Genomic DNA, 24,862 nt, shown 5'->3' with positions numbered 1-24,862 from the left:
GCGACGATCCTCTCGGGACTGCTGGATCGGGAAGGGCGCCCCCAGCCAACGCTGGCGGCAGTTGGGACAGGCTGGCTGAAGGTCGTCATGTCGAGGGGACGCCGCCCACCGCGACGAACCGCAGCCGTCCCTGGGCGCACTCGTAAAATAATTTCGGTGGAGGACGGGGTCAGACTGCGGCCCGATCCGAGCGGCGCCGTCCCATCATCAGCGAGTTCACGACGAGAGCGAGACCATGGTCAATTCCGAACGCACGGCCGTCCCTGAAAAGGCCTCACGCGAAGGCTCCGCGCCGGACAAGCGGCTGATTGTCTCGATCCACGACGTCTCGCCGACGTTCGCCGTCCCGATCGCAATGCTCGCCGAGCGGATCGAAGCGATCCTCGGCGGCCCGCGCTTCGCGATGCTAGTGGTTCCCGATCATTGGGGCGCAGCGCGGCTCGACCGCGATCCTGGCTTTGGTCGCCGCCTGCGCGAATGGGCGGACGCCGGAGTCGAGATGTTCCTGCACGGCTGGTTTCACCGCGATGCGAGCGCACACCAGCGAACCGCGCGTGCGTTGAAAGCCAAATACATGACCGCCGGCGAAGGCGAGTTCCTCGGGCTCGACGCGGACGAGGCGGAAAATCGCATGCGCGCCGGCCGCGACATGGTCGAGCAGGCGATCGGCCGTCCGGTCGCCGGGTTCATCGCCCCCGCATGGCTATACGGTCCGGGCGCGCACGCCGCGCTGAAGGCCTGCGACTTCGCGCTCGCCGAAGATCATTTCCGGGTCTGGCAGCCCCGCACCGGCGCGATCGTCGCACGCGGCCCGGTCGTCACCTGGGCAAGTCGATCGCCGGCGCGTACCGCGAGTTCGCTCGCGGTCGCCGCGGTGGCGCGCACGATGCCGGACTGGATGCCGACGATGCGCGTCGCGGTCCACCCGGGCGACGTCACCAAGGATTCGCTGCTGACCAGCATCGACCGCACGCTGCGAACGCTGGCCGAACGCCGCACCGTCTCGCGCTATGCCGACCTCGTCCGTGATCGCGTGACCGGGCAGGTGGTGGCATGAAGATCGTCGACGTCTGCGCGTTCTACACGCCGACCGGGGGCGGCGTACGCACCTATATCGACCGCAAGCTCGTCGCGCTCGCCGCACGTGGGCACGAGATTGTCGTCATCGCGCCTGGCGAAGAGGACCGCGAGGAACAGCGCGGCCCCAACGCCCGCGTCCGCTGGCTGCGCTCGCCGCGCTTCCCGCTCGACCGCTCCTACCGCTATTTCGCCGACCGCGAGGCGCTGCACGCGGTGCTGGACGAGGAGGATGCCGACGTCGTCGAGGTCTCCTCGCCGTGGCGCAGCGCATCGATGGTCGCGGACTGGCGGACACGCTCGGGATCGCGCGCGCGGCTGTCCCTGATCGCGCATGCCGACCCGCTTTCCGCCTATGCCTATCGATGGTTCGGCAACGTCGCTTCGACGCAGGTCATCGATCGTGCGTTCGACTGGTACTGGCGCCACCTCCGCCGGCTCGACGCGCAGTTCGACCATATCGTCAGCGCGAGCGAAAGCCTGACGCAGCGGCTGCGCGACGGCGGCCTGCGGAAAGTGATGACCGATCCGATGGGGGTCGAGCCGGGCCAGTTCTCGCCGCGTCTGCGCGATGCCGACCTGCGGCGCGAGATGCTGGCGCTGTGCGGGCTCGGCGAGGATGCGTTGCTGCTGATCGGCGTCGGCCGGCATGCGCCCGAAAAGCGCTGGGACATGGTTGCGCAGGCGGCGGCGATCGCCGGAACGCAGGCGCCGGTCGGGTTGCTGGTCATCGGCGGCGGCGGACGCCAGCGCCGGGTGATCGATGCGATCGGCGACAACCCGCACGTCCGACTGCTCGATCCGGTCCGGGAGCGTGGCGCGCTGGCACGGCTGATGGCGAGCGCGGACGCGCTCATCCACGGCTGCGAGGCGGAGACGTTCTGCTTCGTCGCTGCCGAGGCGATCGCATCCGGGCTGACGCTGATCGCGCCGGATCGCGGTGGTGCGGCCGACCTTGCCCGCGCCAACGGCGGTGCTCTGTACGCGTCGGGCGATGCGCAAGCCGCTGCCGACGCGATCCTAGGCGTCGCTGGCGCGATCGACGCGCAGGGTACCGGCCGACCGGATCGCCCGGTCCGGACGATGGACGATCATTTCGATGCATTGCTGGCGCTCTACCGCGCTGGCCTGCCCACCCCGATGCGTCGAGCAGGAACCGGCCGATGAGCGCGATCGCACGCCGGATCGAGACGACCCGATCCGAGACCGGCCACTCTCCGTGGGCCGAACCTCTATTCTATCTGTCGTTCGTTGCAGCGGCGCTGCTGCTCGTCGCCATCGGCGTGATCCTCGGTTGGCGCCTACTGGCGCGGGGTTGGGATTTGATAACGACAAGGACGGCTTGACCCGGTATCTGCTGCGGCCCCTGCGTTGTGGAGCCGCGCCGTAGCCGACATCGACAGTCCTCCGCCTGCCGGCCTGTCGGCAGTGCTCGCGGCGAACCGCTCGCAGCTCGTCCGGTTTTTCGCCGGACGAACCGGCAGTGTCGCGGAAGCCGAAGACGTCGTGCAGGAGATCTGGCTGCATATCGCCGACCCTGTCGGAGCCCCGATCGCCAACCCGCTCGCGTATCTGCACCGGGTTGGCATGAACATCGTGCTCGATCGCGTCCGTGCCAGCGGTCGTCGCGTGCGCCGCGATGCAGGGTATGTCGATACAATGATCTCGGTCGCGGGTTCCGAGGCGATCGACGATTCACCCTCCGCGTTCGACGCAGTCGCAGGTCGCGAACGCGTCGCGCATCTGGCCGCCGCGCTTGCCGGACCGCCCGAAGGCGCGATGCGTGTGTTTCGCCGTCACAAGATCGATGGCCGGTCGCATGCCGAGGTCGCGGCCGAGTTCGGCATCAGTCGCAGCGCGGTCGAAAAGCACATCGCGGTCGCGCTGCGCCATCTGCGAAAGGCGCTCGATGACTGAGTGTTACGGCGAGCTGCGGTATCGTATCGGCGGTGGCGTCTATGATACGAGCGGGGGGCATTCGCTCGGAACGAGGGCGCGATGATGGACGCAACGACGCAGGACCCGATCGACACCGCGGCCGCCTGGCACGCGCGGATCGATGCGTCCGACATGGATTGGGCGGGCTTTGGCGATTGGCTGGCGGCCGATCCGTCGCACCGCACCGCCTATGATTCGGTTGCGCTGCTCGACGCCGAGATCGGCCGGGCAGCGCCCGCGATTGCCGCACTTATGCCCGCCAACGACGATGAGGCCACCGATGCGGCTCCTGTCGCCCGCCCGACCCGCTGGCGATGGGCCGCGGCGGGGACCGGCGGTGCCCTCGCCGCAGGCCTCGCCTTGCTGCTCGTCGCACCGACCGTCACCGACACCGCGCAGAGCTATGCGACCAGCGCCGGCGACACGCGCGCGGTGACGCTCGCCGATGGCAGTGCGATGCAGCTCGATCGCGGGACCCGCGTGTCGGTATCGGGCGGCAAGACCCCGTTGATCGAACTCGCGGCTGGCGCGGCAAGCTTCTCGGTCCGCCACGATCCGTCACGCACGTTGATCGTCCGCGCCGGGGGCTACGACATCCGCGACGTCGGCACGCGTTTTGCCGTGGTCAACACGCGCGGCAAAGTCTCGGTTGAGGTGGCCGAGGGCAGCGTCAGCGTCGCACCGCACGCCCCCGACGGGAGTGCGCCGACGACGCTCGTCGCAGGCCAGCGTCTCGACATCGATCCGGCCGCAGGGATCGCCGAGCGGCGGTCGATTGCCCCCGCGTCGGTCGCCGACTGGAGTGACGGTCGGCTGAGCTATGACGGCGCGCCGTTGCCGCTGGTTGCCGCCGACATATCGCGGTATGCGCAGGCACCGCTGGTGGTCGATCCGTCCGCCGCCGGCCTGCGTTTCTCCGGGGTTTTGACGATTGGCGACGGCTCGCGGCTCCTTGATCAGCTTGGTGCGGTCTTGCCGCTACGCCTGCGTCGTGCTGATGGCGTCGTGCATATCGAGCGCACCGGCGGCCGCTAGGTCTGCGAACATCGTCATTCCGGCGGGGTCGCTCCGCACCGCGCTCGATGCGCTCGCGCGGCAGACCGGCATCTCGATCGGCATGGCCGGCACGCTGCCCGCGACGCACACCCGGAAGATCGACGCATCGGATGTCGCGCAAGCGCTGAAGCGCCTGTTGTCGGGAACCCATCTCCGCGCGGTTCGCGTCGATGCGACGACCTGGCGGATCGAACCCGAGCCGCGCCGCGCTGCGCGATTGCGCGCCGCCGATACGCGCGCCACCACGCCCCCGCCGACCGAAGGCGCCGACATCATCGTCACCGCCAGCAAGCGCGACGAACGCCTTTCCGACCTCCCCGTTTCGATCACGATCGTCGGCAACCACGCGCTCGACCGCCTCGCCGGCAAGCGCGGCCTCGTCGACCTGCTCGCCACCACCGATGGCGCGTTCTCGACCAATCTGGGCCCCGGCCGCGACCGCGTGTTCCTGCGCGGCGTCGCCGACAGCGCGTTCAACGGCACCAGCCAGTCGCTCGTCAGCCTGTATGTCGACGACGCACGGATCGGCTATTCCTCGCCCGATCCTGATCTCCGCATGGTCGATATCGACCGCGTCGAGATCCTCCGCGGACCGCAGGGCACGCTGTACGGCACCGGCGCGCTCGGCGGCGTCATCCGGATCGTCACCACTGTGCCCGACCTCGATCGCGTCTCGGGCACCGTCGCGGGCGAAGCGACCGGGATCAACAACGGCGCGGTCGGCGGCGCGCTCGACGGCACGGTCAACGTACCGATCCTCGCCGGACGGCTCGCGCTCAGGGCATCCGCCTGGACCGAGACGATGCCGGGCTGGATCGACGACACCGGACGCGGTAAGCGCGACGTCAACCGCACCGCCCGCAGCGGCGGCCGCGCGGCGCTGCGCTGGGCGATCGGCAATGGCTGGACCGCGACCGCCAGCGGCATCGGTCAATGGATCGACGCGCGCGACAGTCAGTATGCGACGAAGGGCCTGTCGCGCGCGACCTCGATCGCCGAACCGCAGGACAATGATTTCGTATCGGGTATGCTCGATATCCACGGCCCGATCGGCAGCCTGGACGCACAATCTACGACCGCGATCGTCTCGCATGATTTTGGCAGCACCTACGACGCGAGCAGCATGGCGGCGTCGCTCGGCACTACCGTCCCCGTCGCCTATGACGAGGATCGGTCGATCCGGCTGGTGACGCAGGAAATCCGCCTCAGCGACCCGACCGCACGTCATCCGTGGATCGTCGGCGCGTCCATGCTTGATGCGACCACCCGTCTCAAGGGACGCTTCGATTCCGTCGGTACGGACATTCTCGCGCGCGACGACAAGGAGGCGGTATTCGAGGCGGCCGTGTTCGCGGAAGGCACCCAACGCCTGACCCCCGCACTCGATTTCAAGCTCGGCCTGCGCGGCTTCGTCACGGTCAGCGACATCGAACAACAGGGCCCTGACGAGCAGAGCACCACAAAGCTAGGCGTCACCCCGAGTGCCACGCTGAGCTGGCACCGCGACGATACCGGGCTGCTCTGGGTGCGGTATGCCAGCGCGATCCGGCCGGCCGGCGTAACGCGCGCTATCGCCACCAGCGAACAGCGTATTCCGGGCGACGAACTGCAGAGCCTCGAATTCGGCTGGCGCATCCGCGGGCTCGACGATCGGCTCAGTCTCAGCGGTGCGATCTTCGGCGCGTTGTGCGAGCATCTGCGCAGCGACGTCGTCGGGTCGGACGGGTTGTTTGGCACCGTCGATGCCGGCAACGCGACCAATTATGGAGTCGAGTTCGGCGGACGGTTCGATGCCGGGCGTACCATGATCGACTTCGGCACCACGATCCAGCGCGCGCGGCTCACCTCGCCTGCAGACGACCGGGTCGACCCGGACGATCGCCGCCTGCCGGTAGTCCCCGATTATTCCGCGCGGATCGGAGTGACGCGGCGATTCTCGCTGATCAGCCTGCCCGCGAGCGGTTATCTCACCGCGCGCTATATCGGCCAGACCCGGCTGAGCTTCGACCCTGCGCTCGACCGGCCTGCGGGGGATTATGTCACGATCGGCACGGGCGTGACGCTCGCCGACGGTCCACGCCACTGGTCGATGGATATCGAAAATCTGCTCGACGGGCGCGGCAACAGCTTTGGTTTCGGCAATCCGTTCACGCTGGCGGCGACGACGCAGACCGTCCCGATCCGCCCGCGCGCGATCACGCTGCGGTTCGCGATCGATATGTAACAGGCCGGCGACCGAAGTCGCGACCGTGACGGAGGGCCGCGCTGCATCGAAAGCAGCGGATTCCTGCGCCCCCTACCTGCAGTCGCACCTGACCGACAATTTGCCCCTTTGGCACTATCTGCGCTGCCCGTAGCGGACAGCCGTTCATGGAAAGGGAGCGCTGCCGCCAACTCCGCGCCAGAGTGTCACGCAGAATAGCAAGATTGGTCGAGCGAACGCTGCCAGAGCCGCGCTACGTAGCACTCATGAAGAACGCGCCAGTCGAACCGCCACAGCATTACCGTGCACGTATGGTGCGCGTGCTCGATCACATTGATCGGCACCTCGACGACAGTCTCGACCTTCAGGTGCTGAGCGGGATCGCCGCGTTCTCCAAGTACCACTTCCACCGCCAGTTCACGGCAGTGTTCGGCTTGACGGTGCACCGTTACGTCCAGCTCGCCCGGCTCAAGCGCGCCACGCATCGTCTGGCACACGCGCCTGGCTCGAGCGTGACAGATGTCGCGCTGGAGGCGGGCTATGACGCTCCCGACGCGTTCGCCCGCGCTTTTCGTCAACGCTTTGGACAGGCACCGTCGGCTTTTCGCGCGGCCCCGGACTGGGCCGCATTGGACGAGGCATTCTCGACGTTCCATCAAGCAAGGAGTCAGTTGGTGCCCATCTTTTCACCCGGCGACGTGACCATTTGCGAGCTGCCGTCGACGACGGTGGCGAGCATGACGCATATTGGCGAGCCCGCGACGATCGCGGCCACCGTGGCGCGCTTCATTGCGTGGCGCCAAGCGAACGGCCTGACCGATCCCGACTTGCCGATTTACGGCATCTTCCCGACCGACACGCGTGTCACCCCACCGGCTGAGTTCCGGATGCAGATCTGCGTCGCGACGGATCGTGCGATCGCCGCCAATGACGATGGGGTAGAGGCCGCAACCATTCCCGGCGGCAGGGTGGCGGCCCTGCGCGTGCTGGGCACCGCGACCGAGGACCTCGAGCCGGCAGCGCTTTTCCTATACCGGGACTGGCTGCCCGGAAGCGGCGAAGAACCGCGAGACTTCCCGCTCTATTGTGAACGCAAGACGTTCTTCCCGCTCGTGCCGGCACATGAAGCGATCACGGACCTGTTCCTGCCACTGCGATAGACACGGCCAAGCCCATCGCGGGACGAATGCCGCTAGCCCCAGTCGCAGACGTTCAGCCGCGGCTCCATGCCTGCCAACCCCGGACATTCATTCATGCCGGCGTTACGCGTCGACAATCGGCCTTCTAAAGACAGGAATCAGGACTTCGTTGCGCGACCCAGCGTCGTCGGCAATCGACTGTTTCCGGAAGACGCGAAACGATCGGCGCGGCCCGGTGAACGCGGAGCGCGTGCATCAATGGTCACCAGCCCATTCCGACGGCAAGCGATGCTGTCGAGATGCCCTGCTTGCAACCTGCAGTGCGACGATCCCTCCCGTGGACGAACGGGGCGATGCAGGCTTTAATTCAATGCGCCAACCACTCGGTCGTGAGCTCGCCCCTATGGTCTTCCGGCGCCAGCACGTCACGCAGGGCTTCCAGCATCGGCGGCAGCGCCTGCACGAAGGCGTAGGGCGGGTTGACGATGTAAAGGCCGGCGCCGTTATAGATGCCGGGCTGATCGTCATCGTACAACCAATGCTCCACGCCGAGGAATTTCGGGATGCCGAGCCTGCGCAACTGCTCCTTCCACCGCCAATGCGTGGCGCGGTCTTTCAACGGATACCAGATCACCGTCACGCCATGCGCCCATTTACGGTAAGCCGCGGCTAGGGTGGCCGTGATACGGTCGCGGTCATCGAGTTGCTCGTACGGCGGGTCGACCACCACCACGCCGCGGGCGGTTCGGGGCGGCAGCATCGCCAGCCAAAGCTCGTAGGCGTCGCGCTCATGGACGGCAGCGGATGTGTCGCGCATCACGCCGCGCAAGGTATAGGCGTCGTCGGGATGCTTTTCGTTCAGGATCAGGAAATCCTGCGGCCGCAGCAGCTGCGCCAGAATCCGCGGCGAGCCGGGGTAGAAGTGCGGCTCGGTCCCGACATTCACCGCCTGTACGGCAGCGCGGTAGTCGTCCAGCAAGGGGTTCGGGTCGGCAAGGGCTCGCAGCACGCCCTGTGTGGACTCGCCGGTGCGTTGAGCGTCCTCGCCGTCGAGGTCGTACAGCCCGCAGCCGGCATGGGTGTCGATCAGGGTCAGCGCGCCCGGTTTTTGCTGCAAGGCCCGCACGAGAGCGATCAATAGGCTGTGCTTGACGACATCGGCGCTATTGCCAGCATGGAAGGAATGGCGATAATTCATTGCGACTCAAAATCCTGACGATCTACCTTTATACGTGCTGCTGGCCGCGAGTGCCGAGCGCGAGGCGATTGAAATGACCAATCCGGCGCTAGTATAAAGTCGCGCGAAAACCTTCAACGCCCTTCTGCGCGAGGCCTCGAGCGAGTGTGAGCGGCATCGGCCCGAACCCGTCAGATACGACAAGCGCCGCTACAGGCGCCGCAGCCGCATCGAGATCATGTTCGGGCGCCTGAAGGACTGGCGCCGCGTCGCCACCTGCTACGATCGTTGCCCAACCGTCTTCTTCTCCGCCGTCGCCCTCGCTGCCACGGTCATCGTCTGGCTATGGCCAATGGGTCCTGACCCTAGCTAAGCGTAGTCTCGCGGACGAAAATTCTTCCGATCGAGCGTGAGAGCCTTGCTGCAAGGCTTTCACCGTGCGCGGGCAGCATGATGTAACCGATGACGGGTTGCGGAAACGCCACGGTGTCACCGCGTTCGGCGATCAGGCGAAGCGCGATCAAGGCGCGCTCCGGTTTGAGCTTGTCCTTGCCGGCTGGCGCAACCGCGATAGGGCCGCCATTGGTGGCGGCGAGCGCAGGCTGGTCAAGCGTCGCGATCGCACTTGCGCCGATCTCGTCGAGGCGGACGCGCCAAGATCCGGCGGTGGCGTCGCTAGGCACGAACCGCCCGGTGGTGGCGGGTTCGATGCGCCAGGCGTCATCCTCGGCGGCATAGGCATGCACGTCGAACCGGTCGGGCGTGACGACGCGCAGCAATGGGGTCTTGCCATCGGTCCAGGCACCGGGCGCGAGCCCTTCCGGTAGATCGACAATACGGCCTGCACCGGATGCGCGGATCGTGAGCGCGGACTGACGGCGTTCGAAGCCGGCGAGTCGGTCGCGTTCGGCGATCAGGTCGCGTTCGAGGACACCGGCATCGGCGAGGTCGACGCGGTCGGCGACGCCGCGCGCGAGCTGGCTTTCGAGCTGGGCGATGCGGAGTCTCGCCTGCGCCGCGCCGAGGACGATGTCGGGCGAGGTCAGCTGGATCAGCACCTGCCCTGCCGAGACCATCTGGCCGTTGCGGACCGCGACGCGTTCGACGCGGGCGGGGTCGCCCGACACGATCGGCGTGTCGGCGATCGGCGCCAGGACCGCTGGCAGCGACACCGAGCGATCGAGCGGCAGGAAGGCTGCGACCAACAGACCTGCCGCGGCGAGCGCGAGCATCTTGGCGCGCTTGCTGGCGGCGATGGCGACGCGGCGCGCCCGCCATTCGCGCAGTTCGGACAGGACGGGACGGGCGAGGAACACGCAAACCTCCACGGCGAAAAGGATGAGACCGAGTGCCTTGAAGAACTCGTGATACACGAACAGCGCGATGCCGATGTACAGCGACGCACGGTAGAAGAAGGTGATGGCGGAGTACGCGATCAGGTTACGCTGCAGCGCGGCCGAAACGCATTCGGGGGCGGGCTCGCCGAGATCGAACAGCAGTTCGCGTAGCCGCCAGCGGCCGAATGCGAACGCGCGTGAGGCTAGGTTCGGCACGCCGAGCAGATCCGACAGGATGTAATAGCCGTCGAAGCGCATGAACGGGCTGGCGTTCACGAGCAGGCTGGTCGCCAGACTCGTCGTGGCGAGGATGAAGGCGGCGGTGCGGATCGGACCGTCGGGCAAGAACGACCATAGGAAGATCGCGACCGCCCCGACGCTGAGCTCGGCGCAGATGCCAGCCGCATCGATCATCATCCTTTGCCGCCGCGAGCGGAGTCGCCAGGCCGCGCTCGTGTCGGTGTAGAGCACCGGCATCATCACGAGGAAACTGACACCCATCGCCGGCACGCGGCAGCCATAGCGTGTTGCTGTATAGGCGTGGCCGAGCTCGTGGCACGCCTTCACGACGAGCAGCGCGCAGGCATAGGCGAACAGCCCCTGCCCGCTCAGCAGGCCGGCGAACGATCCGGTAAAGCTGTCCCATTGCCGGCTGACGAGGAACAGCCCGATCAGCGCGAGAACGCCGAGTGCCGTGATCCCGCTCCGCGACCAGAGCTTCCGCGCGGTGGGAAGCGTGCGATTCAGGAACGCCGCAGGGCGGACCAGGGGGATACGAATGAAGAGATAGTGGTCGAGTAGCCAGCGCCACCAGTCGCGGCGCGCGACGCGGTCACGCTGGGCGAGCGTCTGAACGGCGTCGCCAGGGGGATCGCGAGTCAGCGCGTTGCTGGTCGCGAACTCGTGGAAGGCGACGATCGCGCTTTCAGCGTCTTCGGGGTGCTCACCTTCGACGATCAGCGCGTCGCGGACGACATGCGCTTCGCCAAGCCGCCAGAGCGACGCGACGCGGTGTTCGAGCGCGCCGATCTGGAAGAACAGATGGCGCAAGGGATCGAACAGGACGTAGCCTGGCGCGCCCGACGGGAGCGCGGCGCCGGGTTCTACGCGGAGTTCCTGGCGGAGCGGCGGGAGCGCAAAGGTATCGGTCATACGGACGCTTCAGGATCGACAAGGGCGTGTGCGATCCCCCCCCGCCAGGGGGAGGTGGCAGGCATAGCCTGACGGAGGGGGAGGAAAGGGAAAACTCGGGTTGCGTATCCTCCCCCTACGTCGCGTTCAGCGCCACCTCCCCTTGGCGGGGGAGGATTAATCTGTCGCCCACCAAGCTCCGTCATCCCCGCAGAGGCGGGGATCCAGACTGGCAGACGTCCAAGATCGATCGCAAGGGTTTGCCAATATGGGTTCCCGCCTCCGCGGGAATGACAGGCGTGGGGGGAACGACGGACGTCGGGGGAATGACGGACGTCGCGGGAATGACGGACGTCGCGGGAATGACGGACGTCGCGGGAATGACGGACGGAAGAGCGTCGCAACTCAGAACCCCAGATATTGCCGCGCGCTGGCGATCGGGCGCTTGAGCATCGTGTAGGCGAGCGGGGCCCAGTCGCCGCGGACGCGGGCGGTGCCGCGCGAGCCTATGCGGGGTTGCGCGCCGTCTGCCGGGGTGGCGTTCAGCGCGAACGCCAGCGTGCCGTCGGCGGTCGGGCGGGCCTGGTAGCTCGCATCCGCCAAGGTCGCCGACTGCGCCCAGAGGGGCTGGCTGTCGAGCCAGACCGAGACGCTGCTGCCGGGTTCGAGCGTCATCTGCTCGCGAGTCGGCAGGTCGATGCGGTAGCGGACTTGCGTGGGGTCGGCGATCTCCATGATCGGCTGGCCGACCTCCACCGCGCGGCCCTCCCATTCGCGGCGGTCGGTATAGATCGCCATGCCGGCGCGGGGGGCGGTGACGCGCGCGCGCGCGAGCATGTCCTGCGCATAGCCATGTTCGGCGGCAGCGAGCTGATACTCGGCCTGCGCGATCGAGATACCGCGCGCCTCGCGGGCGTCGCCGAACGACGCGGACGAGACCTCGTCGACCTTGGCGCGCGCGACCTGGAGGCGTTCGGCGGACAGGCTCAGCTCGTTCCGCAGCTTGACGTCGTCGAAGCGCAGCAGCGTCTGGCCCTTCGCGACCTTGGCGCTGGGCGCGACGTCGAGCGTGGTGATCAGGCCTGCGAAGGGCGCGGTGACGACGTAGGGATGCGCAGCGACGACCTCGACCGGGGCGAGCGCCGACATGTGGACGGGGAACAGCGCGACGACCGCCACTGCGCCGGCGATCAGCTTCTTCTGCTTCGCGGAGAATTTGGGCACGCGGCGGACCGGCTTGCCGCCGGTGAGCGCGAGCCAGCCATGCTGCGTCGTCTCGGCCATGCGTGCGATGCGGCCGGCTTCATTGGCTTCGAACGGGTCGGCGCGCACGACCAGCAGGCCGGCGAACACCTGGCCCTCGCGGTCGATCAGCGGTTGCCAGAGCCAGGCGCGGAACGGGTAGTCGGCAAGCGCATCATCGTCGGGCGCGTCGAGCATCAGCGGCTGCGAGACGTCGAGCGTCTTCACCGCCGCCTCGATCGCGCGGATCGCGGGTGCGTTGCGGTCGACCGCCGCGAGGCTCGACGCGACCGCGACCTGCCAGCCCTCGCCCGCGGGGGCGCGCTTCAGCACGAACAGCTGGTCGTACGAAACCAGCCGCCGTGTCTCGTTCGCGACGAAATACAGCAGTTCGGGAACGCTGGCCTGCGACCGCAGCGACGCTTCCCACGTCAGCAGCGTGCCGAGCGGCGATGGCTCCGCAGTCGGCGGCCGCATCAGATCAGATAGAACGGTCATGCTCGCCTTCCGTAAAGCGTGCGGTGCCGCTCATGCCGGGCAGGACGGTGCCAACGACGGTGATCTTGCCGGTGATCCGCATCGTCTTCGACACCGGATCGACCGCCGCGCCGAGCCGGGCGACCGAGCCCTGGACGCTGCCGCCGGTCTCGTCGATCGCGAAGCTGAACGGGGTGCCGGGCTTGAGCCACGTCAGCCACGTCGAGGGGACGATCAGCTCGACCTCGAGATCGCCCGCGCCCTGGATCTTCATCAACGGCTGGCCGCCCGCCGCGACGTCATGCGGGTGCGCGACGCGCTCGACGACGGTGCCCGAGAACGGCGCGACGATCGTGCATTGGCCGATCCCCGCCTGGATCGCCTGCGCCTCGGCCGACGCCTTGCCGAGATTGGCCTTCGACACCGCGACCTCGTTGGTGCCGATCGCCTTGTACTGGTCGAGCTCGACATTGGTGTCGTAGGTCTTCCGGTACGCCGACGCCGCAGCCTCGGCCGCGGTCAGCTGCGCGCGCATCTGCGAACAGTCGAAGCTCGCCAGCAACTGCCCCTTGGCGAAACTCTGCCCGGTATCGAACGGCAGCGCGGTGATCAGCGCGGTCATGCGCGAGGCGATCACCGCCTCCTCGCCCGACCGCACGACGCCGTGCGCCGACACCTGCGCGCCGGGCGTGAAGGTCGCGCCCGCCACCGTGACGTTGGCATCGCGGGTGAGCGCGGCCATGTCGAGCGCCAGCACCGGCACCGCGGTATGCGCGGCCTTGGCATCGGACCAGGTGACCTGGCCGGGCATCGCCATCGTCGACCCGAGCGCCACGAGCCCCGTCGCGCCGACCCCGGCCATCACCTTCGCACGCGCACTCAACTGCGCCAGCAGAGGCAAGATCATGCTCAATTTCCCTTCCCCACGGTATCGAGGCTGGCGATTTCGCGGGCGGCCCACATCTGCTTCAGCGACACGGCGATCGTCGCGACGCTCTCGCGATCGGTGACGTCGGGAGTGAAGCTATCCTGGCCCATCGAGGCGTAGAGATTCGCATAGGCGTTCTGGGCGTCGGCATAGGCGATGTCGTAGCGGACTTCGCTTACCAGAGTGTTCATCTGCTCGCGCAACAGCGTCTGCTGGCTGACCGCGCCGGCTTTATAGCCGCCGCCGATCTGGCCCATGATCCGCGCCTGCACGTCATGACTGTGCCGCGCGGTATCGAGCTCGGACGAATACAGACCGTAACGCGCGCGCGCGACATGGACCTGCGTCATCACCGCCATCGCGGTGGCGAGCTGGCGCATGCGAAGCACGTCGCCCTCGGCATGGACCGATTTCTTGACCGCGCCGATCTTGAACACGTTGAGCAAGTTGAACGCCGACCGTGCGCCGTACTGCGCCCAATCCTGGTTGTAGAGGAACTTGTTCGAGTCGGCGTTGTAGCCGACGAAGCCCTTCAGGCTAGGGAACATCGCCAGGATCTGCGCATCGAGTTCGTGCTTGTTGATGCGCTGCTGATAATCGAGCTGGCGCAGTTCGGGTCGGTTGCGCAGCGCGGTCATCACCTCGTCCTCGGCGGACATCGCGACGTTCGGCAGCGCATCCTCGCGCGGCGGCAGGACGAGCTCATAGTCGGTGCCGGGGTCGAGGTTCATCAGTGCGGCGAGCTGCGACTTGGCGATCTGCAGCTCGCGGCTAAGCGACTTTACCTGCGCCTCGATCTCGATCAGCTCGCGCTGATAGGTAAGCGCGATGAGCGGCGGCGCCTTGCGGTTCTTCGCTAGCCGCTCGGAATTGCTGAGCGTCGTGGTGATCGAGCCCTGCAGCTCGTTCAGCTTGGTCAGCAGGCGCTGCGCGGAGACGGCGCGGTAATAGGCCGTGCGGACGTCCTCGATCACGCGGTTCGAGACTTTCCGGCGCTCCTCCGCGGCGATCAGCACGCCGTCGGCCTTCTGGTGCGCGCGGACATAGCTGAGGCCGAAATCGAGGACGTCCCAGCTGACGGTCAGATCGCCGGAGAAGACATTCTTCTCGGTCGAGGTCGATGGCTCGAGGCTCTGGCGGCGGGTGAGCAGCGACAGGCTCGACGCGCCGGCCTCGTTGCTGCGGCCGAAATAACCACCGCTGGCGACCACCTGGGGCAGCATGTCGTAGCTGCTGACCTTCAACTCGCGGTCCTTCAGCGCCTGCTGCATCTGCTCGACGCGGTAGTCGAGATTGTATTTCAACGCGCGCGCCATCGCCTGGTACAGGTCGATCGGGCCGGTCACGGGCTCCTGGTTGGCGGTGACCGCGACGCGGTTGTCCTGCGCGCGGGTGTCCAGCTCGGAGGCCGACATCGGTTTGGGCGTTACCGCGCAGCCGGAGATCAGCGCAGCGAGTGCGAGGCCGGCGGCAAGACGGGACATAGGCTTGGCTCGGTTGATCATGACGGTCCTCATTCGAAAGTGCTGGAAAGGCGCGCGGCAGCAGCGGAGGCCGCGGCGCCGGGGGTGTGAAGCGTGGCGTCGAGCGGTGCGGCGCGGTGGCGGACAGGGGCCGGGCGATCGAGTTCGATCTCGCCGGTCTGGCCCTGGATGACGATCGGCGTCGACGTCGTGCGGCCGTTCTCGCGAGTGACGCGGACGATCAAATGGAGCTCGTCCATGTCGGCGCCGCGCTCGATGATCGCGAGGCCGCGTTTGTCGACATGGATGAAATCCGCCGCGTGGCCGTTGGCGAGGCGCACGTCGACCGCGCGGATCTCTGCATGCTCGCCCTCGGCGATGTCGCGGACCTCGACGTAGATCGCCCCGCCGCGGACCACCGATTCGACCATGATGCAGGCGTTCTGGTCGGCCGTGGCGGAGAAGCCCGTGAGACCCTGGACCATGAAGTCACCCCAGCGGTGATCGAACAGCCGGTCGCCGGCATCGCGCTGGTCGCGAATGGCGTCGAGCCGCGCGACCTCGGCGAGGATCGGCGAGTCCGGATCGAGTCCGGTCCCGCGTAGCGAGCGGATTGCCTCGACCGCATCGCCGACCGGCTGGCGGCCGATCGTCGTGGCGTTGAGCGATCGGATGCCCTCGACGGTGTTGAGCACCGACAGCGGGTTGCGGACTTCGCCGTCCTCGCCGAGGCGGATCGTTGCCATCCGCGGACTGGGGTCGACGAAGCGCGGGCGGCCGAAGTCGAGCAACTGTTCGATATCCGCGCCGCGGCCGTCCGCGACCCTGACCACGACCGTGCCGGTGGAGATGCCGCCGCGGCCATCGGCGACGGTGTAGGTGATCGTCGCATTGCCGACAAAGCCGAGCGCAGGCGTAAAGCTAACCGTGTTGTCGGGGTTGACGACGGCTGCGCCGTTGGCGGTGGTCGCGCCGGTCAGCGTCACCCGATCGCCGTCCGGATCGGTCACGCCGTCGAGCACCGCGATCCGGGTCGGCCGCCCACCGGTCGCATCGACGGGTGCCGCGCCGACGGGAACCACCGGCGCGCGGTTGACCGGATCGACCGTGACGGTGACCAGCGCGGTCGCCGTCGCACCGTCGCTGTCGGTGATGGTGTAGCGGATCGTGTCGGTGCCGGTGAAGCTCGCACCCGGGATATAGGCCAGCGTGCCGTCGGGGTTGATCGTGACGCTACCATGAGCCGCGATCGCCCCGGTAACGGAGATCGCATCGCCATCCGGATCGCTGTCGTTGGCCAGCACTGGGATGACCACGCCGACATCACGATCGGTGCGTGCGGCGTCATCGCGCGCGATCGGTGCGGGGTTGGTCGCGGTGAGCGTGAAGCCCTGCGATGCGGTTGCGCCCGACGGATCGCGCGCGGTGACCAGCACACCGTAGCGACCGCCGCCGACCTGGCTCGCGCCGCGGTCGATGGTGCCCGAGATGATGCCCGTCGTCGCGTCGATCGTGAGACCGGCAGGGAGCCCACTCGCCGTGTAGGTTACCGCGTCGCCATCGCCATCCGCGAACGCCGCGGCGGTCGGGTAGGCGATCGCGGCACCGTCGCTGGTCGCGCGATCGGGCAGGCTGCCGACCGGCATCGGCGCGTCGTTGACCGGATCGATCGTGATCGTCACGTCGGCGGTGGCGGTACCGCCGCGCCCGTCGGTGATCGTATAGCGTAGCGTGTCGGTGCCGGTGTAGTTGGCATCGGGCGTGTAGGTCAGCGTGCCGTCGGCGTTGACGACGACGCTGCCATGCGCCGCGCTGACGCTGGTGACGACAAGCGGATCGCCATCCTGGTCACTGTCATTGGCAAGCACCGCGATCGTTACCGGGCTGTCCTCCGCGGTGCGGGCGACGTCGGTCTGCGCGACCGGTGCCCTGTTCGGCGGCGTAACGGTAAGCGTCACCGTCGCGCTGGCGGTGCCGCCCCGACCGTCGGCGATGGTATAGACGACGACGTCGGTGCCGACGAACCCTGCGATCGGCACGTAACGGAGCGTACCATCGGGGTTGATCGTGACGCTGCCGCTGGTCGCCGTGGCGGCAATGACGGTCAGCGGGTCACCGTCCGGATCGCTGTCGTTGGCGAGCACGGGAATATCGATGCTCGTATCGCGGACCAGCGTCGCACGGTCGTCGACGGCGCGTGGCACGTCCTGAACGGGGGTGATCGTCACGAGCACGCTCGCGGTCGACGTGCCGCCCTGCGCGTCGCTGATCGTGTAGACGATCACGTCGTTACCGTTGAAGTCCTGGTCGGGCGTGTACGCCAGTGTGCCGTCGGCGTTGACGACGACGCTGCCGTGACCCGCATTCGCCGAGACGACGCTGAGCGGATCCCCGTCGGGATCGACGTCGTTGCCCAGCACGGCTATCCGCACGGACGTATCCTCGGCGGTGGTCGCACGGTCGTTCGCCGCCGTCGGTGCCGGGTTGGCGATCGCCCAGTCGAAGCCGCTGCTGACCGCCTCGCCCGACGGATCGGTCGCGGTGACGACGACACGGTAGGTGCCGCCGGCGACCTGGCTCGCGGAACGGTCGACGGTTCCCGATATCCGGCCGGTGACCGGGTCGATCGTCAGGCCGGCGGGAAGCCCGGTCGCGGTGAAGCGCAGCGCGTCGCCGTCGGGATCCGCAAAGAAGCCGCCGACATCGAGCGTCACCGGCAGTCCGTCGGTACCCGCCGCATCGCTCAGCGGCTGTGCGACCGGCGCATCGTTGACCGCGACGACGGTGATCGTGACCGACGCGCTGGTACGGTTCCCCGCGGGATCGCTGACCTGATAGGTCACGATCGCGGTGCCGTTGAAGTCCTTGTCCGGCGTGAAGACGATCCTGCCGTCGACGATCGTCGCGGCGCCGTGGCTGGCAACCGCCTCGACCAGCGTCAGCGGATCGCCATCGGGATCGCTGTCGTTGTCGAGCACCGCGATGGTGACCGGCACATCCTCGCGCGTCGTCGCGGTGTCGCCGCGCGCGATCGGCCCCGCTGCGAGCACGCTCCAGGTGAACGGCGCATCGACCGACAACCCGGACGGATCGGTCGCGGTGACGATCACGGTATAATGCCCCTGTCCATCGCGACCGCCGCGATTGGCGCCGGGCGTGATCGTACCCGAAATCACCCCCGTCACCGGATCGATCGACAATCCCAGGGGCAGGCCGGTCGCGCTGTACGTCACCATATCGCCGTCGACATCGGCAAAGACCGCGCTGGTCGGAATCGACACCGTCTCTGCATCGACGTCGCTGCGCGCGGGCAGGCCGGTCGTGGTCGGCGCGTCGTTGCGAGCCGCGACCGCGACGCCGATGCTGGCGTTCGCGCGCGCGCCGTCGCTGTCGGTGACGACATAGGCGATCGTGTCGGTGCCGTTGAAATCCGCGTCCGGGCGATAGGTGATCGTGCCGTCGGAGTTGATCGTGACGCTGCCATGCGCGGCCACCGCGGAGACGATCGTCAGCGGGTCGCCATCCGGATCGCTGTCGTTGGCGAGCGGGGCGATGACGATACCGCCGTCCTCGTCGACGCTGGCGGTATCGTCGCGCGCGATCGGTGCGGGATTGGTGATCGTCCAGTGGAGGAGGGTGGTGCTGGTCCCGCCATGGCCATCGTCCGCGGTCACCACGGTATCGTAGACGCCGCCTTTCACCTGGCTCGCGCCGCGGTCGATGATACCCGAGACGAGCCCAGTCGCGGGATCGATCGAGAGCCCTGCCGGCAGTCCGGTCGCGGTGAAGACCAGCGGATCACCGTCCGCATCGGTGACGCTCGCACCGATCGGCAGGAAGATGCTCTGGCCGTCCGCCGCTGCCTGGTCGCCGCCCACGCCCGCGGTCGGCGCTGCGTTGACGATCGTGATCGTGACGGTCGCGGTCGCCGTGCCGCCCTGTCCGTCGCTGATCGTGTAGACGATCATGTCCTGCCCGGCGAACAAGGCCGGCGGCGTGTATCGCAGCGTACCATCGGCAAGGATCACGACGGTACCGCGATCGGCCCTGGCATCGATGACGCTCAGCGGATCGCCGTCGGGATCGCTGTCGTTACCAAGTACCGCGATCACCGTCGGCGTGTCGACATGCACCATGGCGGCGTCGGCGTTGGCGGTCGGCGCGGGATTGGCAGCGCTCAGCGCGAACGTCTGCGTCGCTGCGGCACCCGACGGATCGCGTGCGGTGACCACGACGGCGTAGCTGCCACCGCCAGCCTGGCTCGCCGAGCGGTCGATCGTGCCCGAGATCACCCCGGTGCTCGCGTTGATCGTCAGTCCCGCGGGAAGGCCCGTCGCCGTGTAGGTCAGCGTGTCGCCGTCGATGTCGGTAAAGCCGCCAACGGTCGCATAGGACACTGCAGCCCCATCGCTGCTCGCACGATCGGGCAACGTACCAACCGAAGCCGGCGCATCGTTCACCGGCGTGATCGTGATCGCGACGGTCGCGTTCGAGACGCCGCCCTGCCCATCGGAGATCGCGTAGCTGATCGTGTCGGTGCCGTTGTAGTTCGCGTTCGGCGTGTAAGTCAGCGTGCCGTCCGCATTGCGGACGACGCTGCCGTGCAGCGCGGTCGCCGACGTGACGGTGAGCGGGTCGCCGTCGGGATCGCTGTCGTTCGCCAGCACCGCGATAGTGACGGCGGTGTCCTCTGCCGTCGTCGCACTGTCGTTGACGGCGGTGGGGGCCGGGTTGGTCGCGGTGAGCGTGAAACGCTGCGTGGTCGCGGCGTTCGACGGATCGCGCGCGGTGACCACGACGGCGTAGCTGCCACCGCCAGCCTGGCTCGCGGAGCGGTCGATCGTGCCCGAGATCACCCCGGTGCTCGCGTTGATCGTCAGTCCCGCAGGCAGGCCGGTCGCCGTGTAGGTCAGCGTGTCGCCGTCGATATCGGTGAAGCCGCCAGCGGTCGCATAGGACACCGCAGCCCCATCGGTGCTCGCACGATCGGGCAACGCGCCAACCGAAGCCGGCGCATCGTTCACCGGCGTGATCGTGATCGCGACGGTCGCGTTCGAGACGCCGCTCTGCCCGTCGGAGATCGCGTAGCTGATCGTGTCGGTACCGTTGTAGTTTGCGTTTGGCGTGTAGGTCAGCGTGCCGTCGGCATTGCGGACGACGCTGCCGTGCAGCGCCGTCGCCGACGTGACGGCGAGCGGATCGCCGTCCGGATCCGTGTCGTTCGCCAGCACCGCGATCGTGACGGCGGTATCTTCGGCCGTCGTGGCGCTGTCGTTGACGGCGGTGGGGGCCGGGTTGGTCGCGGTGAGCGTGAAGCGCTGCGTGGTCGCGGCGTTCGACGAATCGCGCGCGGTGACCACGATGGCGTACGCGCCGCTGCCAGCCTGGCTCGCCGAGCGGTCGATCGTGCCCGAGATCACCCCGGTGCTCGCGTTGATCGTCAGGCCCACGGGCAGGCCGGTCGCGGTGTAGCTCAGCGCATCCCCGTCCACGTCGGTGAAGCCGCCAGCGGTCGCATAGGACACGGCAGCGCCATCGCTGCTCGCACGATCGGGCAACGTGCCAACCGAAGCCGGCGCATCGTTCACCGGCGTGATCGTGACCGCGACGGTCGCGTTCGAGACGCCGCCCTGCCCGTCGGAGATCGCGTAGCTGATCGTGTCGGTGCCGTTGTAGTTCGCGTTCGGCGTGTAGGTCAGCGTGCCGTCGGCATTGCGGACGACGCTGCCGTGCAGCGCCGTCGCCGACGTGACGGTGAGCGGGTCGCCGTCGGGATCGGTGTCGTTCGCCAGCACCGCGATCGTGACGGCGGTGTCCTCTGCCGTCGTCGCACTGTCGTTGACGGCGGTGGGGGCCGGGTTGGTCGCGGTGAGCGTGAAGCGCTGCGTGGTCGCGGCGTTCGACGGATCGCGCGCGGTGACCACGACGGCGTACGCGCCACCGCTGACCTGGCTCGCCGAGCGGTCGATCGTGCCCGAGATCACCCCGGTGCTCGCGTTGATCGTCAGTCCCGCGGGTAGACCGGTCGCCGTGTAGGTCAGCGTGTCGCCGTCGATGTCGGTAAAGCCGCCAGCGGTCGCATAGGACACCGCAGCCCCGTCGCTGCTCGCACGATCGGGCAACGTACCGACCGAAGCCGGCGCATCGTTCACCGGCGTGATCGTGACCGCGACGGTCGCGTTCGACGTGCCGCCCTGCCCGTCGGAGATCGCGTAGCTGATCGTGTCGGTGCCGTTGTAGTTCGCGTTCGGCGTGTAGGTCAGCGTGCCGTCGGTATTGCGGACGACGCTGCCGTGCAGCGCGGTCGCCGACGTGACGGCGAGCGGATCGCCGTCGGGATCGGTGTCGTTCGCCAGCACCGCGATCGTGACGGCGGTGTCTTCGGCCGTCGTCGCGCTGTCGTTGCGCGCGGTGGGGGCCGGGTTGGTTGCGGTGAGCGTGAAACGCTGCGTGGTCGCGGCATTCGACGGATCGCGCGCGGTGACCACGACGGCGTAGCTGCCACCGCCGACCTGGCTCGCCGAGCGGTCGATCGTGCCCGAGATCACCCCGGTGCTCGCGTTGATCGTCAGTCCCGCGGGCAGGCCAGTCGCCGTGTAGGTCAGCGCATCGCCGTCGATGTCGGTGAAGCCGCCAGCGGTCGCATAGGACACCGCAGCCCCATCGCTGCTCGCACGATCGGGCAACGTGCCGACCGAAGCCGGCGCATCGTTCACCGGCGTGATCGTGACCGCGACGGTCGCGTTCGACGTGCCGCCCTGCCCGTCGGAGATCGCGTAGCTGATCGTGTCGGTGCCGTTGTAGTTCGCGTTCGGCGTGTAGGTCACCGTGCCGTCCGCATTGCGGACGACGCTGCCGTGCAGCGCCGTCGCCGACGTGACGGTGAGCGGGTCGCCGTCGGGATCGGTGTCGTTCGCCAGCACCGCAATCGTCACCGCGGTGTCCTCGGCCGTCGTCGCGCTGTCGTTAACGGCGGTGGGGGCCGGGTTGGTCGCGGTGAGCGTGAAGCGCTGCGTGGTCGCGGCATTCGACGGATCGCGCGCGGTGACCACGACGGCGTAGCTGCCACCGCCGGCCTGGCTCGCCGAGCGGTCGATCGTGCCCGAGATCACCCCGGTGCTCGCGTTGATCGTCAGTCCCGCGGGAAGGCCGGTCGCCGTGTAGCTCAGCGCATCGCCGTCCACGTCGGTAAAGCCGCCAGCGGTCGCATAGGACACGGCAGCGCCGTCGCTGCTCGCACGATCGGGCAGCGTACCAACCGAAGTCGGCGCATCGTTCACCGGCGTGATCGTGACCGCGACGGTCGCGTTCGACGTGCCGCCCTGCCCGTCGGAGATCGCATAGCTGATCGTGTCGGTGCCGTTGTAGTTCGCGTTCGGCGTGTAGGTCAGCGTGCCGTCCGCATTGCGAACGACGCTGCCGTGCAGCGCGGTCGCCGACGTGACGGTGAGCGGGTCGCCGTCGGGGTCCGTGTCGTTGACCAGCACCGCGATAGTGACGGCGGTATCTTCGGCCGTCGTCGCGCTGTCGTTGCGCGCGGTTGGGAAATCGTTGACGGCAATGACGTCAATCCGGCTGGTCGCGACTGCGCTGGTCAGCGTGTCGTTCGAGAAGGAGACGGTCAGCACGCGCTGCGTCGTGCTGGGCGTATCCGAGGTATTGCTGAAACGGATCGCCTTCAGTGCGGCGTCATAGTCGGTCTCGCTGCCGTTGCCGGTCAGCGTGACGACGATCCGGCCGTTGCTGGCGGCGCCGACCGTCGCGGCGATGTTCGCCGGCAACGTGCCGACCGACAGCATGTCGCCCGCCTGATAGTTGGTGAGCGTCACCGACGCACCGATGACCGCATTGATATCCATCGGGTTGGTGACGACCACGTCGGTGTCGACGACCGGCACGCCGGGGCCGTTCTCGGTGAACGTGAAATGGGCGTCGTTACCCGCAGCGGTGCTGTCATTGCCGTCGAGATCGAGCCGCGGGATGCTGACATAGACCGGGTCGGAATACAGGAAGTCGGCGTCGCCATCCTGATAGAACTGCGCCTGCGTCGTCACGGTGTTGGTGGTGAGCGTGTAGGTAAGGTCGAACGACGACACCTTGGTCCAGTCGAACGTCGCCGCCGATTTGGGCGTCACGGGCTGCGTCGCGTCGGTGTTCTCGTTCTGCGTGCCCGACGCGGTGATCCGGTTCAGGGACGAGGTGAAGGCGATGTCGCTGACCCGCTCACGCGTGAAATAGGCAAGGTTGTCGGTCGAGGTGCTGACGGTCTCGCGGCTGTTCGGATTGCCGCCGATCCCGTCGATGTCCGCGATCGTGAAGCGGACATCGGCCGGCAGCGCGGTGTTGGTGCCCGAGACCACCAACGACCAGCGGATTTGCACGATAGCATCGCTCGCGCCGGTCGTCAGGTCGCGCAGCAGGAAGGTCGGATCGTCGCCGTTCGCCCCGGTGCCGGTCGGGCGATTGAAGCGGACCGCATCGCCCGCGCTGAGCGAGACCACCGTCGCGATCAGGTCGACGCTCTGCCCGTTGAAGGTCGCGGCCCCGCTCCAGCGCGCGACCGAACCGACGCCGACATCGGGCGAACGCGAGTCCGTGCCGTACCCGGTCGTGCCGGAGACGACGACGGTACCCTGGCCATTGGTCACGGTCAGGCTGTCCGCGGTGACCGAGATCGGCACCGGCGTGTTGGGATCGAGCGTGTGTGCCCAGTCGCCGCCATCAAGGCTGCGCGCCTCGATGCTGCCGCTGTGCGCCTCGAGCACCCAGTCGCCGCCACGGGGCGCATAGCCAGTGACGTCGGTCGAGGCTGCCACGTCGGCGCCGGTCGCGCGGGCGAAACTGGCGAGGGCGGCGGCACCGGCATCGCCCTCGGCGAAATCGCAGCCATAGATCAGGATGTCGCCACCCTGCGCCAGCGAGCGGCCGATCGCAGCCAGCGACCCGGCAAGGTCGCCATCGATCGCCGCCTGGTCGACCCTGGTCGTACCGATCCAGAACTCGCCCTGGTCGCCGTGGCTGACGATGTGGATCGCGGAGATATCGGTCTGGCCCGCGAGCGCGGCGCGGATCTGGTCGATCCCGTCGCGCGTGCCGTCGATCAGGACCACCTGCGCCTGCGACGCCCATTGCGCCGCGAGTTGCTGGTAATCGTCTACCGACGTGTCGATGAAGACGATGGCTTGCGTCGCCGCTGATGCGGACTCGTGCGACGAAATGGTGTGCAGCTCGTGCGCCGTATCGACCGGGATGCGCGTAACGCCGCCGTCAGACGCATCGCCGTCGAAAACCGCGAGAGTGGTCGTACCGTGATCCGGTGCCCCCGCGGCCGCGGGGGCGCCCTCACTGGCCGCGTGCGCGTTTTCTGCCGGAGCAGCATCGTGTGCCGGTGCCGGCGTGAAGACGTCTATCGGCGCTGGCACGTGCGCAGGCAGGCCGCTGTTCGCGGCATCGGCGCGAGCGAGCGGCGAATCGACTTTGCCGACCGCTTCCGTGGTGGCCGCAATCGCAGCATCGAACATCATGCGCGGCTCGAGCGCGAGCAGATGCGCCCGTCCTGCCGACCCGGTCCGCAGCATATTGCGATCGAACTGCTTCACCGTATCGTCTCCATCACACTACATCGCGTTGAGGAGATTTAGCTCAGAGTTGGTAAAGACCGGGTTAAGGATATCGCCTCGTAATCAGGCTACCC

The 24,862-nt window shown here is 67.9% G+C and carries 13 protein-coding genes and 1 pseudogene; 8 read left to right on the top strand and 6 right to left on the bottom strand.

The genetic code is table 11. The features are described from left to right. Positions 1 to 235 precede the first annotated feature (235 nt). The 7 genes from SJY41_RS18375 (at position 236) to SJY41_RS18345 (ending at position 7,434) form a co-directional block, all read left to right on the top strand. Complete coding sequence (locus SJY41_RS18375) at positions 236 to 1,057, top strand: DUF2334 domain-containing protein (RefSeq protein WP_380783654.1); 822 nt, start codon at positions 236 to 238, stop codon at positions 1,055 to 1,057. Next, the gene (locus SJY41_RS18370) at positions 1,054 to 2,244 is read left to right on the top strand and encodes a glycosyltransferase (RefSeq protein ID WP_380783653.1); all 1,191 of its coding nucleotides are present in this window, start codon (positions 1,054 to 1,056) and stop codon (positions 2,242 to 2,244) included. The genes SJY41_RS18375 and SJY41_RS18370 overlap by 4 nt, the downstream gene beginning before the upstream one ends. Continuing rightward, positions 2,241 to 2,423: a hypothetical protein gene (locus SJY41_RS18365; protein ID WP_380783652.1), complete on the top strand. Its 183-nt coding sequence runs from the start codon at positions 2,241 to 2,243 to the stop codon at positions 2,421 to 2,423. The genes SJY41_RS18370 and SJY41_RS18365 overlap by 4 nt, the downstream gene beginning before the upstream one ends. 25 nt (positions 2,424 to 2,448) lie before the next feature. Continuing rightward, complete coding sequence (locus SJY41_RS18360) at positions 2,449 to 2,994, top strand: RNA polymerase sigma factor (protein ID WP_380783651.1); 546 nt, start codon at positions 2,449 to 2,451, stop codon at positions 2,992 to 2,994. 81 nt (positions 2,995 to 3,075) lie between these two features. Next, positions 3,076 to 4,050: a FecR family protein gene (locus SJY41_RS18355; protein WP_380783650.1), complete on the top strand. Its 975-nt coding sequence runs from the start codon at positions 3,076 to 3,078 to the stop codon at positions 4,048 to 4,050. Further along, complete coding sequence (locus SJY41_RS18350; protein ID WP_380783649.1) at positions 3,980 to 6,295, top strand: TonB-dependent receptor; 2,316 nt, start codon at positions 3,980 to 3,982, stop codon at positions 6,293 to 6,295. The genes SJY41_RS18355 and SJY41_RS18350 overlap by 71 nt, the downstream gene beginning before the upstream one ends. A 290-nt stretch (positions 6,296 to 6,585) precedes the next feature. Beyond that, positions 6,586 to 7,434, top strand: coding sequence for a GyrI-like domain-containing protein (locus SJY41_RS18345; protein WP_380783648.1), 849 nt, complete (start codon positions 6,586 to 6,588; stop codon positions 7,432 to 7,434). Between the two features lie 346 nt (positions 7,435 to 7,780). Here SJY41_RS18345 and SJY41_RS18340 read toward each other — a convergent pair whose 3' ends face one another. After that, positions 7,781 to 8,611, bottom strand: a complete 831-nt coding sequence (locus SJY41_RS18340) for a 23S rRNA (adenine(2030)-N(6))-methyltransferase RlmJ (RefSeq protein WP_380783647.1) — start codon at positions 8,609 to 8,611, stop codon at positions 7,781 to 7,783. A gap of 151 nt (positions 8,612 to 8,762) precedes the next feature. On the opposite strand from SJY41_RS18340, the pseudogene SJY41_RS18335 reads away from it, so the two are divergent. Further along, positions 8,763 to 8,963: pseudogene (locus SJY41_RS18335) on the top strand (transposase); the annotation flags it as partial. Here the strand turns inward: SJY41_RS18335 and SJY41_RS18330 are convergent. The 5 genes from SJY41_RS18330 to SJY41_RS18310 all read right to left on the bottom strand — a co-directional run bounded on the left by SJY41_RS18330 (position 8,956) and on the right by SJY41_RS18310 (position 24,767). After that, positions 8,956 to 11,079 carry a site-2 protease family protein gene (locus tag SJY41_RS18330; RefSeq protein WP_380783646.1) on the bottom strand — a complete coding sequence of 708 codons (2,124 nt, stop codon included), beginning with the start codon at positions 11,077 to 11,079 and terminating at the stop codon, positions 8,956 to 8,958. The pseudogene SJY41_RS18335 and the gene SJY41_RS18330 overlap by 8 nt on opposite strands. A gap of 384 nt (positions 11,080 to 11,463) precedes the next feature. After that, the gene (locus SJY41_RS18325; protein ID WP_380783645.1) at positions 11,464 to 12,798 is read right to left on the bottom strand and encodes an efflux RND transporter periplasmic adaptor subunit; all 1,335 of its coding nucleotides are present in this window, start codon (positions 12,796 to 12,798) and stop codon (positions 11,464 to 11,466) included. Further along, positions 12,782 to 13,684 (bottom strand): efflux RND transporter periplasmic adaptor subunit, encoded by a 903-nt coding sequence (locus SJY41_RS18320; RefSeq protein WP_380783644.1) that lies wholly within the window; start codon positions 13,682 to 13,684, stop codon positions 12,782 to 12,784. The genes SJY41_RS18325 and SJY41_RS18320 overlap by 17 nt, the downstream gene beginning before the upstream one ends. Before the next feature lie 2 nt (positions 13,685 to 13,686). Then, positions 13,687 to 15,210, bottom strand: a complete 1,524-nt coding sequence (locus tag SJY41_RS18315; protein ID WP_380783643.1) for a TolC family protein — start codon at positions 15,208 to 15,210, stop codon at positions 13,687 to 13,689. An 8-nt stretch (positions 15,211 to 15,218) separates the two neighbouring features. After that, positions 15,219 to 24,767 carry an Ig-like domain-containing protein gene (locus tag SJY41_RS18310; RefSeq protein ID WP_380783642.1) on the bottom strand — a complete coding sequence of 3,183 codons (9,549 nt, stop codon included), beginning with the start codon at positions 24,765 to 24,767 and terminating at the stop codon, positions 15,219 to 15,221. Positions 24,768 to 24,862 lie beyond the last annotated feature (95 nt).

This window comes from Sphingomonas sp. R86520 (assembly GCF_042466285.1).
Classification (GTDB): Bacteria; Pseudomonadota; Alphaproteobacteria; order Sphingomonadales; family Sphingomonadaceae; genus Sphingomonas.
The sequence above is the reverse complement of the archived record's forward strand: the minus strand, read 5'-3'. Positions and strand labels throughout refer to the sequence as shown.